Source organism: Streptacidiphilus sp. EB103A (assembly GCF_041261405.1).
Classification (GTDB): Bacteria; Actinomycetota; Actinomycetes; order Streptomycetales; family Streptomycetaceae; genus Streptacidiphilus.
Genome location: NZ_JBGCAQ010000021.1, coordinates 82754 through 97932, shown reverse-complemented (window position 1 = coordinate 97932; position 15179 = coordinate 82754). Strand labels below are relative to the sequence as shown.

At 72.8% G+C, this 15179-nt stretch carries 12 protein-coding genes; 3 read left to right on the top strand and 9 right to left on the bottom strand.

The window, feature by feature from the left end:
* Positions 1-5: 5 nt before the first annotated feature.
* The 4 genes from lnt to ABH941_RS31040 all read right to left on the bottom strand — a co-directional run bounded on the left by lnt (position 6) and on the right by ABH941_RS31040 (position 4957).
* On the bottom strand, positions 6-1673 hold the full coding sequence (gene lnt / locus ABH941_RS31055) for an apolipoprotein N-acyltransferase (protein ID WP_370132897.1): 1668 nt from the start codon (positions 1671-1673) through the stop codon (positions 6-8).
* Between the two features lie 151 nt (positions 1674-1824).
* Positions 1825-2235: a hypothetical protein gene (locus tag ABH941_RS31050; RefSeq protein ID WP_370132896.1), complete on the bottom strand. Its 411-nt coding sequence runs from the start codon at positions 2233-2235 to the stop codon at positions 1825-1827.
* A gap of 559 nt (positions 2236-2794) precedes the next feature.
* The gene (locus ABH941_RS31045) at positions 2795-4474 is read right to left on the bottom strand and encodes an amidohydrolase (RefSeq protein WP_370132895.1); all 1680 of its coding nucleotides are present in this window, start codon (positions 4472-4474) and stop codon (positions 2795-2797) included.
* 39 nt (positions 4475-4513) lie between these two features.
* Positions 4514-4957, bottom strand: a complete 444-nt coding sequence (locus ABH941_RS31040; protein ID WP_208329236.1) for an Lrp/AsnC family transcriptional regulator — start codon at positions 4955-4957, stop codon at positions 4514-4516.
* Positions 4958-5221: 264 nt separating this feature from the next.
* Here ABH941_RS31040 and ABH941_RS31035 point away from each other — a divergent pair, with 264 nt between their 5' ends.
* On the top strand, positions 5222-5623 hold the full coding sequence (locus ABH941_RS31035) for a hypothetical protein (protein WP_133997034.1): 402 nt from the start codon (positions 5222-5224) through the stop codon (positions 5621-5623).
* Positions 5624-5630: 7 nt separating this feature from the next.
* Here the strand turns inward: ABH941_RS31035 and ABH941_RS31030 are convergent, their stop codons facing one another.
* A complete protein-coding gene (locus tag ABH941_RS31030; protein ID WP_370132894.1) occupies positions 5631-6800 on the bottom strand; it encodes an acyl-CoA dehydrogenase family protein in 1170 nt (389 codons plus the stop codon).
* A gap of 192 nt (positions 6801-6992) precedes the next feature.
* Here ABH941_RS31030 and ABH941_RS31025 point away from each other — a divergent pair, with 192 nt between their 5' ends.
* Both ABH941_RS31025 and ABH941_RS31020 read left to right on the top strand, forming a co-directional pair.
* Positions 6993-7616 (top strand): uridine kinase, encoded by a 624-nt coding sequence (locus ABH941_RS31025; RefSeq protein WP_370132992.1) that lies wholly within the window; start codon positions 6993-6995, stop codon positions 7614-7616.
* 652 nt (positions 7617-8268) lie between these two features.
* Positions 8269-10284 carry an AAA family ATPase gene (locus ABH941_RS31020; RefSeq protein ID WP_370132893.1) on the top strand — a complete coding sequence of 672 codons (2016 nt, stop codon included), beginning with the start codon at positions 8269-8271 and terminating at the stop codon, positions 10282-10284.
* Between the two features lie 195 nt (positions 10285-10479).
* Here ABH941_RS31020 and ABH941_RS31015 read toward each other — a convergent pair whose 3' ends face one another.
* The 4 genes from ABH941_RS31015 to ABH941_RS31000 form a co-directional block, all read right to left on the bottom strand.
* Entirely contained in the window at positions 10480-11688 is a 1209-nt protein-coding gene (locus tag ABH941_RS31015) for an ABC transporter permease (protein WP_370132892.1), read from the bottom strand.
* On the bottom strand, positions 11685-12629 hold the full coding sequence (locus ABH941_RS31010; protein ID WP_370132891.1) for an ABC transporter ATP-binding protein: 945 nt from the start codon (positions 12627-12629) through the stop codon (positions 11685-11687). Before ABH941_RS31010 ends, ABH941_RS31015 begins: the two co-directional genes overlap by 4 nt.
* Before the next feature lie 93 nt (positions 12630-12722).
* Entirely contained in the window at positions 12723-13742 is a 1020-nt protein-coding gene (locus ABH941_RS31005) for a hemolysin family protein (RefSeq protein WP_370132890.1), read from the bottom strand.
* A complete protein-coding gene (locus ABH941_RS31000; RefSeq protein WP_370132889.1) occupies positions 13739-15085 on the bottom strand; it encodes a hemolysin family protein in 1347 nt (448 codons plus the stop codon). Before ABH941_RS31000 ends, ABH941_RS31005 begins: the two co-directional genes overlap by 4 nt.
* Between the last annotated feature and the right edge of the window lie 94 nt (positions 15086-15179).

The window sequence follows — 15179 nt, the reverse complement described above, 5'->3', positions numbered from 1 at the left end:
GTTCGTCAGTCGGTTCGAGTACTGCGGCGCTTGCGCGTGGTGGCGATCCCGACCGCGGCGCCCACAGCCAGCAGCCCGGCTATGGAGAGGACCCATTCGGGTGCCGCACCTACGCGGTCCGCCACCGTGAGGGTGTCGCGGAGGGGCACGTTCGCCTCCAGTTCGGCCGCCGTCGCCAGCTTGCTCTGCTGCTCGACGCTGCCGTCCGGCTCGATCACCGCGCTGATCCCGCTGGTCGCGGCGATCACCACGGCCCGTCCGTGCTCGACGGCACGCAGTCGCGACATTGCGAACTGCTGGTCGGGCTGGTCGGTGTGCTCGTAGGTGGCGTTGTTCGTCTGCACCACGAGAACCCGGCCACCCTTGCTGACCGCGTCGTTGACGATGCCGTCGTACGCCACTTCAAAGCAGATCACGTCGCCGATTTTGGCAGGACCGACCTGCAGGATACCGGTAGTGGTCCCCTGGGCGAAGTCGCGGGCAACGCGCTGCAGCCGGGTGATGTACTTCGAGAGAACCGAACGGAACGGGACGTACTCGCCGAACGGCACCGGATGCTGCTTGGTGTAGTGCGCGCCGGGCCCCGGCTTGACCGCGTTGGACGGCGCCCAGACGATGCCCTCGTTCTGCACGTGCTGCGCGTCCGGGCCGTCCACCAGGGCGCCGACCAGGATCGGGACCCCGATGGCGTCGACCGCCTGCTGGATGGCCGCATAGGCCTCGGGGGTGGTGTAGGGGTTGACGTCCGAGGAGTTCTCCGGCCAGATCACCAGCTCGGGCCTGGCCTTCTTGCCCTCCGCGACCTGATGGGCCAGCGCCAGGGTGGCCTGCACGTGGTTCTGCAGCACCTGCATCGGACGGCCCAGGAAGTCCATCCCGGCGTGCGGCACATTGCCCTGGATCACGGCGATCTCGGCACTGGCCGGTCCCCCGGCGGTGGTGCCCGCGGTCGGTATCGGCACGGCGTAGCCGACCAGTCCGGCGACCGCGCCCAGCGCCACCGAGGCCGCGGCCCGCAGCCGCCACCGCCCGTCGGATCCCCGCTTCGCCACCGCGAGCGCGGCGGCGGCCAGCAGCGCCCCGCTGAGCGCCACCGCGAAGGTCACCAGCGGCGCCCCGCCGAGGGCGGCCAGCGGGGTGTACGGCGAGGAGGTGTTGGCGAAGGCCAGCCGTCCCCAGGGGAAGCCGCCCAGCGGGACCCGGTCCCTGGCCCACTCCTGGGTCACCCACAGGCAGGCGGTCCACAGCGGCCAGCCCGGGAGCCGGGAGGTGACGGCCTGGCCCGCGGCCATGGCCGCGAGGAACAGCGACTCGAACAGCGCCAGAGCCAGCCAGGCGTCCGCGCCGATGACGTTCAGCCAGAACAGCAGCCAGATCAGGAACGGGGCGCCGAAGGCGAATCCGGTCCAGGCGGCCTGACGGGCGGTCCGGCCGTGGGTGAGCAGGGCCAGCCCGGCCACCGCGACCAGCGACAGCGGCCACAGTCCGTACGGCGGGAAGGACAGCGCCAGCAGCACGCCGCAGAGCACGGCGAGGCCGGTGCGCGGCAGCCCCGCGCGGACGGCCCTCAGTCGGCGGCGGAGCCGGGACGGAGCCGCCCCGTCGCCGCTCTCGGCGGCGTCGGGCCGGTCCGGGACGGCGACAGCGCCTCCGGGGTCGACTGCTTGGGCCACGGGCGCCACACTCACTCACGCTCGGAGTTACGGTTTCGGGCCGCGCGGCGGAACGCACGGCGTGCGACGACGGTACAGCGTGAAAACGAACGGTCCGCTCCCAGGGCGACCCGTGGCGTCTCTTACCTACCCAAGTTGTTATCCGGGCTGCTCACTCACCCTCCCAGCGCGGCACCACATGCAGGGGCTCCACGCACAGCCAGGTCAGCGGGGCGGTCGTGCTCGCGCGCTGCAGCAGTGCGAACTCGGCGCCGGGAACGTCGGCGCAGGCGGTCGGCTCGGCGCTGCCCGGGAAGGTCTGCACCACCGTGTACCGGGCGTCGGCGGAGTCGCAGCCGACCAGCCGAGCGGTGCCCAGGGACGCCGGGACCCGCTGGTCGGTGACGCAGTCGCCCCGCGCGGGAACGGCCAGCACCTGGTTGACCGCCGAATCGGCGTCGCCGTCGGCCAGATGCGCGCCGCCGTAGCCCAGCCCGGCCACGGCCAGGGCGCCGAGCAGCAGCGCGATGACCACCCGGGTGGTGGTCCAGTACGGCGAGGTCGGGGACGCAGGAGCAGACATCGTGGTCACCCCGCTTCACATGGGCGTCTCCTGCCCAGTGTCCCGCCGCAACAGGGCCGGCGCCCGGCGCGGGGGCATGCCAACGGGCGCGGCCCGAACGCTCTTCGGTCCGACCCGGGGCCCGCTGGATGCGGATCGACCGAAGGCCGTTGTCTACTGAGCGTCCGGGCCGTGCCCGGGTCGCACCTGCCGACCGGACCCGGTTGGCCTGCCGGCGCCCGCGCTCCCCGGACCTCGAGCCACTGGACCTGGCTGCCTGTCGGCGTCCGGGGACGCCGCACTGTGGCCCAGTCGTGGTTCCGGGTTTTGCGTGGGGGGTGTTCCGATCGGTCGGTCCTGCGGAGGATTCCGGAAGGTGGACGCAGCCGAACCTACTCGCCGACGCCGGTCCGGTGTCAACCGCCCCCCGACCTGCCAAAACATGGTAAATGTGCTGGTCAGAGCCGTTTTAATGAGGCCGGAGCGACGCCCGGGACACCCGCCGTTCGGCGGTATCCGGACACCGGTGACCACTCGGACGGCGCAGCAGGGCCCGCAGCGGACCCCGCAGCAGACCCGCTCAGTCGGCCAGGTGGGCGGTCCGGCCGCGTACCACGGTCGCCAGGCAGTCCGGCACCGGGCCGCCCGGGGTGAGGTCGGGCAGGCCCGGCACGCCCGAGCGGGGGTCGGTGGACCAGTTGGCGACCCGCTCGTCGGGGGCCTGCACCACCAGGTCGGTCGGCGCCCAGACGGCGTAGCTGGCCGGCGCGCCCGGAACCAGCACTCCGGCGTCGTCGCGCCCCAGCGCCCGCCAGCCGCCGCGGGTGTGCGCGGTGAAGGCGGCGCGCACCGAGACCCGGTGCGCGGGGGTGCGGTGGAATGCGGCGGCGCGGACGGTGCCCCAGGGGTCCAGCGGGGTGACCGGCGCGTCCGAGCCGAAGGCCAGCGGCACCCCGGCCCTGACCATCGCCGCGAACGGGTTCATCGCCCGGGCCCGCTCGGCGCCGAGCCGGGTGACGTACATACCGTCCTCGCCGCCCCAGGCCGCGTCGAAGGCCGGCTGCACCGAGGCGGTCAGGCCCAGGTCGGCGAAGGCCGCGACGGCGGCGTCGTCGAGCAGTTCGGCGTGCTCCACCCGGTGCCGCAGCGCCCGGACCGCGGCGATGCCCAGCTTGTCGGCCGCGGCGCGGACGCCCTCGGTCACGGCGGTCAGCGCGGCGTCGCCGATGGCGTGGAATCCGGCCTGCATCCCGGCCTCGGTGCAGGCGGCGACATGCTCGGCGATCTGCTGGGCGGTGAGGTAGGCGGCGCCGTCCAGCTCCGGGTCGTCGCTGTAGGGAAGGTGCAGGCAGGCAGTGTGGGAGCCGACGGCGCCGTCCACGAAGAGGTCGCCGCCGGCGCCGACCGCGCCCAGCCTGCGGGCGGTGTCCACGGCGCCCAGCTCGCCCCAGTAGCCGAAAACCTCAGGGACGGTCCTGCCCTCGCTGCCTCCGGCCGCCAGGGCCAGCAGCGCCGTCAGGTCCTCGGGCGAGGAGATGTCCGGCCCCGCGCACTCGTGCACCGCGCCGATGCCGAGTTCGGCGGCCCGGCGCAGCATCGCCCGCTGCGCGGCGTCGCGCTGCTGCGGGGTCTGCCGGGCCAGGGCGGCCCGGCGCACGGCATGGTGCGCGTCCCGGCTGAGCGGCGCATCGGCCCGGTACCCGGCGCGCCCGGCCAGTTCCGCGCCGGCGAGTGCTCTCAGCGCCGTCGAGGCCAGTGCCGAGTGGACGTCCGTTCGGGAGAGGTAGACCGCAGCGCCCTCGCAGGCGCGGTCGAGCTCGTCCAGGGTCGGCGGGCGGCCCTCGGGCCAGCCGGTCTCGTCCCAGCCGTGACCCAGCAGCACCCCGCGCTCGCGGGCGGCCGCGGGCTGGGCCCGGACGAAGGCGGTGATCCGGCGCAGCGCCTCGGCCAGGTCGGGGCAGCCGGTGAGGTCGAGCCCGGTGAGCGCCAGACCGGTGGAGGTGGCGTGCACATGGGCGTCCACGAAGGCCGGGGTGACCAGCGCGCCGTCGAGGTCGACCACCAGATCCGCGTCCCGGGCGTAGCTCTCGGCCGCGCCGTCCGAACCCACCCAGGCGACCTGCCCGTCCTGCACCAGCAGCGCGGTGGCGAACGGGTCGGCCGGGCTGTAGACGTCGCCGCCACGCAGCAGCACGGTGCGTACGGCGGGCTCTTCGGGCGCGGGGAGGGCGGGGGCACGATCGCCGGAGGACTGGAGCATGGGCAACAGTCTGCCCGACCGGGACGTACCGCTTGTCCGCTACCCCAGCCGGGGCGGGCGGGCCTCGTAGGGGGTGCTCAGCACCACCGTGGTGCGGGTGGAGACGCCTGCGGCGGAGCGGATCCGGGCGAGCAGGTGCTCCAGGTCACCCGGGGTGGGGACCCGGATCTTGAGGATGTAGTTCTCGTCACCGGCCACGCTGTGGCAGGCCTCGATCTCCTCCAGCGCGGCCAGCCGCTCCGGGACGTCGTCCGGTGCGCTGGGGTCGAAGGGCTTGACCGAGATGAAGGCGGTCAGCGACAGGCCGACGGCCTCCGGGTCCACCAGCGCGGCGTAGCCGCGGATGACCCCGCGCTGCTCCAGGCGGCGCACCCGCTGGTGCACCGCCGAGGTGGACAGGCCGGTGGCCTTGCCCAGGTCGGTGTAGCTCATCCGCCCGTCGGCGACGAGCAGCTGCACGATCTGACGATCCAGTTCCTCCACGAGACGCCAGGCTATCCGAACCCGGCGGTGAACGCCGACGGGCTCGACGGCTCCGGTGTGACGAAGGCCACAGTGACCTGCACGAGGGAAGGCGATCCGCAGGATTAGCCGCATATTCCGCTGGGAAGTTCTGGCAGTGACTCCTCCGTGATTCCGTCGGTGCTCCGTCATTGCGGCGCACGAGACGCGGGAGGGGTGCACCAGTCGGCGATCGGAGCCCCGCTCACAGCCGGGCCTTCGCCTTCCTTCATCGAGGGGGATCACATGTCTGCCACTGATGAGCTGACTCCTGCCGTCGACCCGGCGCCCGAAGCGCTGCCGGGCGTCGACCCCGGGGACGGCGAGACCTGGGACATCCTGCGGCTCCGCTGCCCGGAGTGCGACCGCCCGATCGCCCTGCTCGGCGACGAGGAGCGGTTCCCCCAGCACGCGACGCTGCCGACCGCCTGGCACCCCTTCTCCCCCGCCGTCTGCGCCGGCTCCGGCCGCTCCGTGGACGACGCCGACGACCTCGAGGACGAGCCGGACTTCGACCCGGAGCCCTCGCTGGAGGCGCTGCTGGCGCTGCCGCCGGAGCTGGACTGGCGCCGCCAGCCCTTCTCCCACGTCGGCGGCCCCGGATCGCGGCCGGTGCGGATCGCGATCCCGGCCCAGCGTCAGCGCTGAGCCCCCGTCACCCCCCGGTCAGCCTGCGCCCGATCACCATGCGCTGGATCTGGTTGGTGCCCTCCACGATCTGGAGCACCTTCGCCTCGCGCATATAGCGCTCGACCGGGTGGTCCGCGGTGTAGCCGTAGCCGCCGAGCACCTGGACCGCGTCGGTGGTGACCCGCATCGCGGCGTCGGTGCAGAACAGCTTGGCCATCGCGGCCTCCTTGGCGAAGGCGAGCCCGGCGTCGCGGCGCCGGGCTGCCGACAGGTAGAGCGCCCGTCCGGCCTCCACCGCCGTCGCCATGTCCGCGAGCATGAAGGACAGCCCCTGGAACTCGGCGATGGGACGGCCGAACTGGGTCCTGGTCCTGGCGTACTCCACCGCGTAGTCCAGGGCCGCCCTGGCGACGCCGACCGCGCAGGCCGCGATGCCCAGACGGCCGGAGTCCAGCGCGGACAGGGCGATGGAGAAGCCCTGCCCCTCGTCGCCGATCAGTCGTTCGGCGGGCACCCTGGCCCCGTCGAAGTGGACCTGGGCGGTCGGCGAGCCCTTGAGGCCCATCTTGCGTTCCGGGGCGTCGGCGGAGACGCCGGGGGTGTCGGCAGGGACCAGCAGCACGCTGATGCCGGCCGCGCCGGGGCCGCCGGTGCGGACCGTGGTGCTGTAGAAGTCGGCGACCCCGCCGTGGGTGATCCAGGCCTTGGTCCCCGTGACGGAGTAGTCCTCTCCGTCACGTACCGCACGGGTGGTCAGCGCGGCGGCGTCCGAGCCCGACTGGGGCTCGGAGAGGCAGTAGGCGCCCAGGAGTTCGCCGCCCAGCATGGCCGGCAGCCAGTCCTGCTTCTGCCGCTCGCTGCCGAAGGTGGCCAGCGCGTGGCAGGCGAGGGTGTGCACGCTGACGCCCATGCCGACGGTGAGCCGGCCGGCGGCCAGCTCCTCCAGCACCTGGAGGTACACCTCGTAGGGCTGCCCGCCGCCGCCGTACTCCTCGGGGTAGGGCAGACCGAGCAGGCCGGACCGGCCGAGCAGGCGAACCGCCTCGCGCGGGAAGCGGCCCACGGCCTCCTCCTCGGCGGCCGCCGGGATCAGCTCGCGCTCGACCAGTTCCCTGGTCAGCGCCAGCAGATCGGCGGCCTCTTCGCTGGGGAGCTGACGGTCCATCGTCTTCGAGGGACGGATCGGCTGACTCATGGTGGGATCGTGCCTCCTGCATCCTGCACTCCGCGACCGGAGCGCCTCCGGGGTCAGGGGGCGTGCCGGTCGGTCCGGACCCGCGTCCACCGGATCTCAGTGAACGCCCGTTAACCTGTGCCGAAGTGAGTATGACGCATCCCCGGGCCCGACGTCATCAGCCCGGGACAGTAGCCTTGAGCTGCCATGTCCATGCATTCCGACGGCACCCCGCCGCACCGCACCCGCTCCGCCGGCCTCAGCGCGCTCGCCGAGCGGTTCCGGGCCCTGCCGCCGTCCTGCGGACCGGTGCGCCTGGTGGCCGTGGACGGGCACGCCGGCTCCGGCAAGACCACTTTCGCCGCCGCCCTCGGCCGGGCCCTGGACTACGCCCCGATCGTCCATCTGGACGACCTTGCGACCCATGAGCAGCCGTTCGACTGGACGGCGCGACTGCTCGACCAGGTGGTCGGGCCGCTGTCGCGCGGCGGGACGGCCCGATTCCGCGCCTACGACTGGACCGAGCGCCGCTACGCGCACCGGCGCGCCGTACCGCCCGCCCCCGTGGTGCTGATCGAGGGCGTGGGCGCCGGACGGCGCGCCCTGCGGCCCCACCTGGCCCAGCTGATCTGGATGGACCTGCCCGCCGCCACCGCCCACGCCCGGGGCGAGGCCAGGGACGGCCCGGAGCTCGCCGGTTTCTGGCGGGGGTGGCGCAGGGCCGAGACGGCGCACTTCTCGGCCGACCCCAGCAGGCCCTTCGCCGATCTACTGGTCGACGGCGTCGACATGTCGCCACGGCCGAACCCATACCGCGCGGTCGGTTACGTTCGGTAATCATCCGAGCCGGGGGGCCATGCCCTGACTCCCAGCCAATTCACCTGCGGTCGGCCGGAGGCTTCATCCCGTCAGGTCGGGTACACAGGGTGTGATCAGGGCCTCCACGGGCCCTTGACCTGCTGCCTCGACAGCAACTACGTTCTTCTCAACGCAGCGCGGAACCCGCCTGCGCCCCCCGAGAGTGCCCACCGGCCGTTCCCCCGACGGTGGTTGCCAGAAGTGATCGCCAGCCCTGCTGGGTTGCTCGGAAGCCGTTCCCCCGTGGCTTCCGAGCAGCTCAGCAGGGGTGGCGATTATGCTTTTCCGGCCCGGTGGACCAGCCGTCGCGAAGATCACTCAGAGTGATCCGACACCGTCGACCCACGCGTTTCCGGCCACGCACACCACTCCCCCACCCCTGCCGACCCTTCCGGCACCCTTCCGGATCAGCACTGCACCGGTACGATGCCCACAGGCGCGGAAGCGACGACACCGCGCCGACGGATCGTCATGGAGCTTTGACCGTACGGGCCTTCCAAAGGGGGGACGGCCCGCGGCCCGCGCTCGTGACCGGCACAGCCGCGCACAGCAGGGGGACTGACCGGTGGGGACTGAGGACACTGAGGGCAGGCGAACCCGCAGCCTGGCCGACCGAGCCTGGCTTCGCGCCATGGACGCCTACATCGCAGGGGCCTACACCCGTGCCGAGGAGGAGTTCCGCGCCGCGGTGCGGATCGACCCGGGCATGGCCGATGCCTGGCTCGGCCTGCACGCCCTGCGCTCCGAGACCTCGGCCGCGCTGCTCGCCATGCACCGCCACCGGGACCGTTTCGGCGAGCAGCGCCGGCTCCACCGCCGCCCGCTGAGCTCCTGGTACTGGCTCGGCTGGTGGGTGCAGCCGGTGCTGGAGGACGCCAGGGACCTCGCGCTGGCCCATGCCTCGCACTGGCTCGACGGCCGGCACCTGACCGAGCTGGAGCAGGCGCTCGCCGACTGCCCGCCGCGCGAGCAGGACCGGTCGGTGCGGTTCCTGCACGCCTGCCGCTCCTATCTGCTGAAGGACTGGGAGCAGCTGATCCGGGACACCGACAGCCTGCTCGACGATCCGCTGCTGGGGATCGAGGCCGGTCTGTTCGCCGGCATGGCCAGGGTCCGGCTGGACATGTGCGGGCAGGCCGAACTCCCGCTGGCCGGCTCGCTGGCGCGCTGCCGCTCGGAGCAGCCGCAGCGCAAGGAGCTGCGCTACTGGCTGGCCCGCGCCTACGAGGGCGGCGGCCGCAGCGCCGCCGCACTGTCGCTGTACCGGGCGGTGCACCGGGTCGACCCCGGCTTCATGGACACCGGCGCCAGGCTGGCCGCGATCACCGCCGAGGACGGGGTGGACCCGTCCATGCTGGAGACCCCGGCCCCGCCCACCCCGCAGCGCCCGCGCCACGCCAGCGGCGGTGGCCCCGGGCAGCCGGACCCGCAGGGGCCGACCGGCGGCGAAGGCGTGTTCGAGCCCACCTTCTTCGACGCCTATGCCGAGGGCCCCGAGGCGGTGGCCGCACTGGACGGCGACAGCGGCGATCCGCTCGACGGCCCGTACACCACGGGGCTGCTGGACGGCGACGACAGCGGCGGCGACGAGGGCTTCGGCGAGGGCGACTTCGGCGGCGGCGACGGAGCCGGTCCGCCGCTGGTCGATCCCGACGGCCAGCAGGGCCCGGAGCGACGCGGGGACGATCCCGACGGGCGCGAGGACCGGGACACCGAGCTGAGCGCCGGCGCCCGGCACCGCGCGGCGCAGTCCACCGCCCCGCTGCCGCCCGGCACCATGGCCCAGCCGGACCGGCCGCGGCTGGAGGCCGCGCTGGCCGAGCTGGACCGGATGGTCGGCATGGAGCCGGTCAAGCGCCAGGTGCTGGCCCTGTCGGCGCAGCTGCGGATGGCCCAGCTCCGATCCGACCAGGGCCTGCCGGTGCAGCCGCCGAAGCGTCACTTCGTCTTCTCCGGCCCGTCGGGCACCGGCAAGACCACGGTGGCGCGGATTCTCGGGCGGGTCTTCTACGCCCTGGGGCTGCTCTCCGGCGACCATCTGGTGGAGGCCCAACGGGCGGATCTGGTCGGCGAGTTCCTGGGCCAGACCGCGGTGAAGGCCAATGAGCTGATCGACTCTGCACTGGACGGCGTGCTGTTCATCGACGAGGCCTACAGCCTGGCCAACTCCGGCTACAGCAAGGGGGACGCCTACGGCGACGAGGCCCTGCAGGTGCTGCTGAAGCGCGCCGAGGACAACCGGGACCGGCTGGTGGTGATCCTGGCCGGCTACCCCGAGGGCATGAACCGCCTGCTGGCGGCCAACCCCGGGCTGAACTCCCGCTTCACCAGCCGGGTGGACTTCCCCAGCTACCGGCCGGTCGAACTGGCCGCGATCGGCCAGGCGCTGGCCGAGGGCGACGGCGACTTCTGGGACGAGGAGGCGCTGGAGGAACTGCGCAGCATCTGCGCCCATGTGGTGCGGGAGGGCTGGATCGACGACCTGGGCAACGGGCGCTTCATGCGGACCCTCTACGAGAAGTCCTGCGCGTACCGCGATCTGCGGTTGTCGGTCCTGGCGGAACCGCCTACCCGCCAGGACCTGGCCACACTGCGTCTCCCCGACGTCCTTCAGGCCTACGGCGAGCTCATTGAGGGACGCAGTTGACGTCCCGCCGGCGGTGGTTCTGAAGGATCTCGGCTGCGGACCGTAGCGGGCTTGTCGCGCAGTTCCCCGCGCCCCTGGGTAGCTGCAACTGAGCCAGTTGCAAACGTCCAGGGGGCGCGGGGAACTGCGCGGCCAACCACCCACCACCGCAACTCCCCCACCCCCACGGACACCCCCCTCCCCGAGGGGCTCCCGCTACGCCGCCTTCAACGCCTCCCGCAGCGGAATCCTCGCACCGCTCCGCAGCACCGCATTGCGGTAGATCCGCCCCGCGAACCGCAACAGCACCCCGCTGAAGGCGATCGCCAGCACCAGCGACAGCAGCATCTGCCACAGCGGAGCGACCCCCATCGCGATCCGCATAGGCATCAGCACCGGTGCGCACGGCGGGACCATGGACAGCCACTCCACCAGCGAGCTCTCCGGGTTGGAGGGCACCACCGAGATCCCCACCACCCAGGCCAGGATCAGCGGCGCGGTCGCCGGGAACATCAGGCCGCCGACGTCCTCCTGCCGGGAGACCGTGGCCCCCAGCGCGGCGAACACCAGCGCGTACAGCGCGAAGCCCACGCCGTACCAGGCCAGCGCCCAGGCCACGGTGCCTACCGAACTGCCCAGGGACAGGCTGAGCGCCCCGGTGGAGAGCCCGACGCCCAGGCCGAGCACGGCCGGGACCAGCATCTGGACCAGCCCGAGCGCTCCGGTGCCGAGCACCTTTCCGGCCAGCAGCTGCCAGGGGCGCAACGTGGAGAGCAGCAGTTCGACCACCCGGCTGGACTTCTCCTCGACCACCCCCTGGGCCACCGTCTGCCCGACGAACATCAGCGTCATGTACAGCAGCAGGGCCGCGATGATGGCGATGGTGAGCCGCTGGCCGTTCTGCGACTGCGCCGGCTGCAGCGCCGTGACCTGGACCCGGGTCGCGGCGACGGCCTGGCCGACCGCGGCCGGATCGCCGCCGAGCCTGGTGATCTGGGCGTTCAGCGCCTTCTGCTGGTCCACCACCTGGAAGAGCTGCCGCAACTGCGTGCTGAGGGTCTTCTTCACGGTGGCCTGGATGCCCTGCGGCCCGCTCTCGGCGAGGACAGCGATCTGCCCGCCCTTGACCTGGTCCACCCCGGTCGCATGGTCGGCGACCGTGCTGACGCTGACCTTCAGGCCGAGCTGGGCGGCGGTGGCCTCCAGGGTGGGGCCGAGCGAGGCGTCCTGCTGCACCACGGCGACCTTGGTGGGGCCGCTGGAGAGGTTGGCGTAGTGGGAGATCAGCGGGATCGCGACGGCGGCGGCCGCGGTGATGGCGAGCAGGATCAGAAAAGCCTTGCTGCGGATGCGAACCGTGATCTCGCGCACGGCCACCAGGGTGACCGCCTCGCGCGAGCCGATCCGGAGCTTGTCGGGCGTCATGCCGCCGCCTCCTCGGGCTGCTCGGGCTGCTCAGCCGGCACCTCGGCGCTGACCACGTGCCGGAACAGCTCCGTCAGCGTCGGCTGCCGCCGGGCGAACTCCCGTACCGGCCCGGTGGCCAGCGCGGCGCGCAGCACCGCCTGGTCGTCGGCGTCCTGACCGAGGGTCAGTACCGTACGGGCGCCCGTGTGACTGAGCAGGGCGACCCCGGTCAGGCCGTCCGTCCAGCCCTGCGGCGCCTGCGGGGCCTCGACCACGAGCTCCTCGGTGCCGCCGGAGCGCAGCTCGGCCACGGTGCCGACGGCGACCATGCGGCCGGCCCGGACGATGCCGACCCGGTCGGAGATCCGCTCGACCAGGTCCAGCTGGTGGCTGGAGAAGATGACCGGGACGCCGTCGGCGCACTTCTCTCGCAGCACCTCGCTCATCACGTCCACCGCGACCGGGTCCAGGCCGGAGAACGGCTCGTCCAGGACCAGGATCTCGGGGTGGTGCACCAGTGCCGCCGCGAGCTGCACCCGCTGCTGGTTGCCCAGGCTGAGCTTCTGCACCTCGTCGCCGATGCGCCCGGCCACGCCGAGCCGTTCGGTCCACTCGGCGGTGGCCCGCACCGCGTCGCCCTTGCTCAGGCCGTGCAGCCTGGCCAGGTACTCCAGCTGCTCGCCGACCTTCATCCGCGGGTAGAGGCCCCGCTCCTCCGGCATGTAGCCGATCCTGCTGCGGGTCTCCAGGGTCACCGGAACCCCGTCCCAGCGCACCTCCCCCGCGTCCGCCGCGAGCACGCCCAGCGCGATCCGCATGGTCGTGGTCTTGCCGGCGCCGTTGCTGCCGACGAAGCCGAAGATCTCCCCGGCCCGCACCTCGAACGTCATCTCGCTCAGTGCGACGGTGTCCCCGTAGCGCTTGGAGACGCCGTCGACTTCCAGCCTTCGATCCGTCATACCGTTCCTCTCCCCCGTGCTGATGTTCCGATCATTCACCAGCTCGGGGGTGGAAGGTAGGACATTTGAGCGGTGGTTGAGCTAACTGCTCCCTCAGACCCGGACCTCGCCGACCAGCTCCTCCAGGACGTCCTCCATGGTGACCAGGCCCAGCGGCATCCCGTCCCGGCCGACCACGCCGGCCAGGTGCGAGGTGGCCCGGCGCATGGCGGCCAGCGCGTCGTCCAGCGGGGTGCTCTCCGGCAGGGTGATCAGCCGGCGCCACAGCTCCTGCGGCAGCGGAGCCTCCCGGTCCTCCAGTTCCAGCACGTCCTTGACGTGCAGATAGCCCAGGAACGCGCCATTGCCGCCGACCACCGGGAAGCGGGAGAAACCGGTGCGCACCGCCAGCTCCTCCATCTGCCGGGCAGTGACCGAGGTGTCCACGCTGACCAGGCGGTCCGGCGCCATCAGCACCTCACTGACCGGTCTGCGGCCCAGCTCCAGGGCGTCCTCCAGGCGCTCGTGCGCGGTCCGGCCGAGCAGCCCGGCCTCGCGCGAGTCCTGGAGCAGATGCGCCAGCTGCTCACTGGTGAACGCCGACTCCACCTCGTCCCTGGTCTCCACACCGAGCAGCCGCAGCAGCAGGTTGGCGAAGGCGTTCAGGAAGTGGATCACCGGGCGCAGCATCCGGGCCAGTCCCGCCAGCGGCGGCCCCAGCCACAGCGCGGACCGCTCCGGTCCGGCCAGCGCGATGTTCTTGGGCACCATCTCGCCGATCACCATGTGCAGGAACACCACCACGGCCAGCGCGATGACATAGGCCAGCGGATGCGTCAGCTCCGACGGCACCCCGAGGACGTGGAACGGGCCCTCCAGCAGATGGGCGATCACCGGTTCGGCGAGCGCGCCCAGCAGCAGCGAGCAGACGGTGATGCCCAGTTGGGCGGCGGCCATCATCGCGGAGACATGCTCCAGCGCGTACACCACGGTACGGGCCCTGCGGTCGCCGGCCTCGGCCAGCGGCTGGACCTGGCTGCGGCGCACCGACACCAGGGCGAACTCGGCGCCGACGAAGAAGGCGTTGCCGAGCAGCAGCAGCACCGAGAAGCCGATCTGCAGTACGGCGCTCATCGCTGCTCCTCCCGCCTGCGGCCGGTCCACTCGGTGCCGGCGCCGACGCGGACCAGCAGGACGGCCTCGGTACGGTGCCGGTCCATGCCCAGCACGGTCAGCCGCCAGCCCGGCAGCTCCGCGGTGTCGCCCTGGGCGGGGAGTCGGCCGAGCAGGTCGGCGACCAGCCCAGCGATGGTCTCGTAGGGGCCCTCCGGGGCGTCCAGGCCGATCGCCTCCAGCTGGTCCACCCGGCAGCGGCCGTCGACCTCCCAGGCCGGGCGGCCGTCGACCGGTGGCAGCGGGCGCAGCTCCGGGTGCTCGCCGGTGTCGTGCTCGTCCAGCACCTCGCCGACCATCTCCTCGACCACGTCCTCCAGGGTGGCCACCCCGGCGGTACCACCGTACTCGTCGACGACCACGGCCATGGCGTGCTGACGGCGCAGCAGTTCCAGCAGCCGTTCGGCCGGCAGCGTCTCGGGGACCAGCAGCGGCGCCGACATCAGCGTGGCGACGCCGGTGTCCTGGCGCCGCTCGACCGGGACGGCGAGCGCGTCCTTGAGGGTGACGATGCCGGTCACCTCGTCGATGCTGTGCTGGTACACCGGGAACCGCGACTGCCCGGTGACCCGGGTGAGGTTGAGCACATCGGCGGCGGTGGCCGACTCCTGCAGCGCGGCGACGTCGACCCGGGGCGTCATCACGCTCTCCGCGGTCAGCTCGCCCAGGCCCAGGGTGCGGACGAACAGGTCGGCGGTGTCCTCCTCCAGGGCGCCCTCGCTGGCCGAGTGCCGGGCCAGCGCCACCAGCTCCTCGGCGCTGCGGGCGGAGGCCAGCTCCTCGGCCGGCTCCATGCCCAGGGCCCGGACCAGCCGGTTGGCGGCGCCGTTGAGCAGCAGGATGACGGGGCGGCAGGCGGTGGAGAACAGCCGCTGCGGTCCGGCGACAGCCCGGGCGACCTGCACCGGACGGGAGATGGCCCAGTTCTTGGGGACCAGCTCACCGACGACCATCTGCACCACCGTCGCCAGCAGCATGCCGACCACCAGTGAGGTCGGATGCACCGCGCCGCCGGGCACCCCGATCGAGGTCAGCGGCCCCGAGAGCAGCTTGGCCAGCGACGGGTTGGCCAGCATGCCGACCAGCAGCGAGGTGACGGTGATGCCGAGCTGCGCGCCGGACAGCTCGAAGGAGAGGGTGCGCAGCGAGCGCTGGACGCCCCGCGCCCTGCGGTCGCCCGCGGCGGCGGCCCGGGCGACCTCCCCCCGGTCCACGGTGACCAGGGCGAACTCGGCGGCGACGAAGAGGCCGTTGGCGAGGATCAGCAGCAGGGCCACACCCAGCAGCAGCCAGGCGGAGGTCACAGCGTTGCGCCCCTTCGGTGGTCAGCGGCCGGAGGGGCGTACGTACTGGGAGGTTCCATCGGGGAGCTATCTTCTCCGGGCTTGCGAGCGGTCG

Excerpts from the sequence above, each read along its gene's own strand:
- ABH941_RS31050 (WP_370132896.1), bottom strand. The coding sequence starts at position 2,235 with ATGTCTGCTCCTGCGTCCCCGACCTCGCCGTACTGGACCACCACCCGG.
- ABH941_RS31045 (WP_370132895.1), bottom strand. The coding sequence starts at position 4,474 with ATGCTCCAGTCCTCCGGCGATCGTGCCCCCGCCCTCCCCGCGCCCGAA.
- ABH941_RS31035 (WP_133997034.1), top strand. The coding sequence starts at position 5,222 with ATGTCTGCCACTGATGAGCTGACTCCTGCCGTCGACCCGGCGCCCGAA.
- ABH941_RS31030 (WP_370132894.1), bottom strand. The coding sequence starts at position 6,800 with ATGAGTCAGCCGATCCGTCCCTCGAAGACGATGGACCGTCAGCTCCCC.
- ABH941_RS31025 (WP_370132992.1), top strand. The coding sequence starts at position 6,993 with ATGCATTCCGACGGCACCCCGCCGCACCGCACCCGCTCCGCCGGCCTC.
- ABH941_RS31020 (WP_370132893.1), top strand. The coding sequence starts at position 8,269 with ATGGACGCCTACATCGCAGGGGCCTACACCCGTGCCGAGGAGGAGTTC.
- ABH941_RS31015 (WP_370132892.1), bottom strand. The coding sequence starts at position 11,688 with ATGACGCCCGACAAGCTCCGGATCGGCTCGCGCGAGGCGGTCACCCTG.
- ABH941_RS31010 (WP_370132891.1), bottom strand. The coding sequence starts at position 12,629 with ATGACGGATCGAAGGCTGGAAGTCGACGGCGTCTCCAAGCGCTACGGG.
- ABH941_RS31005 (WP_370132890.1), bottom strand. The coding sequence starts at position 13,742 with ATGAGCGCCGTACTGCAGATCGGCTTCTCGGTGCTGCTGCTGCTCGGC.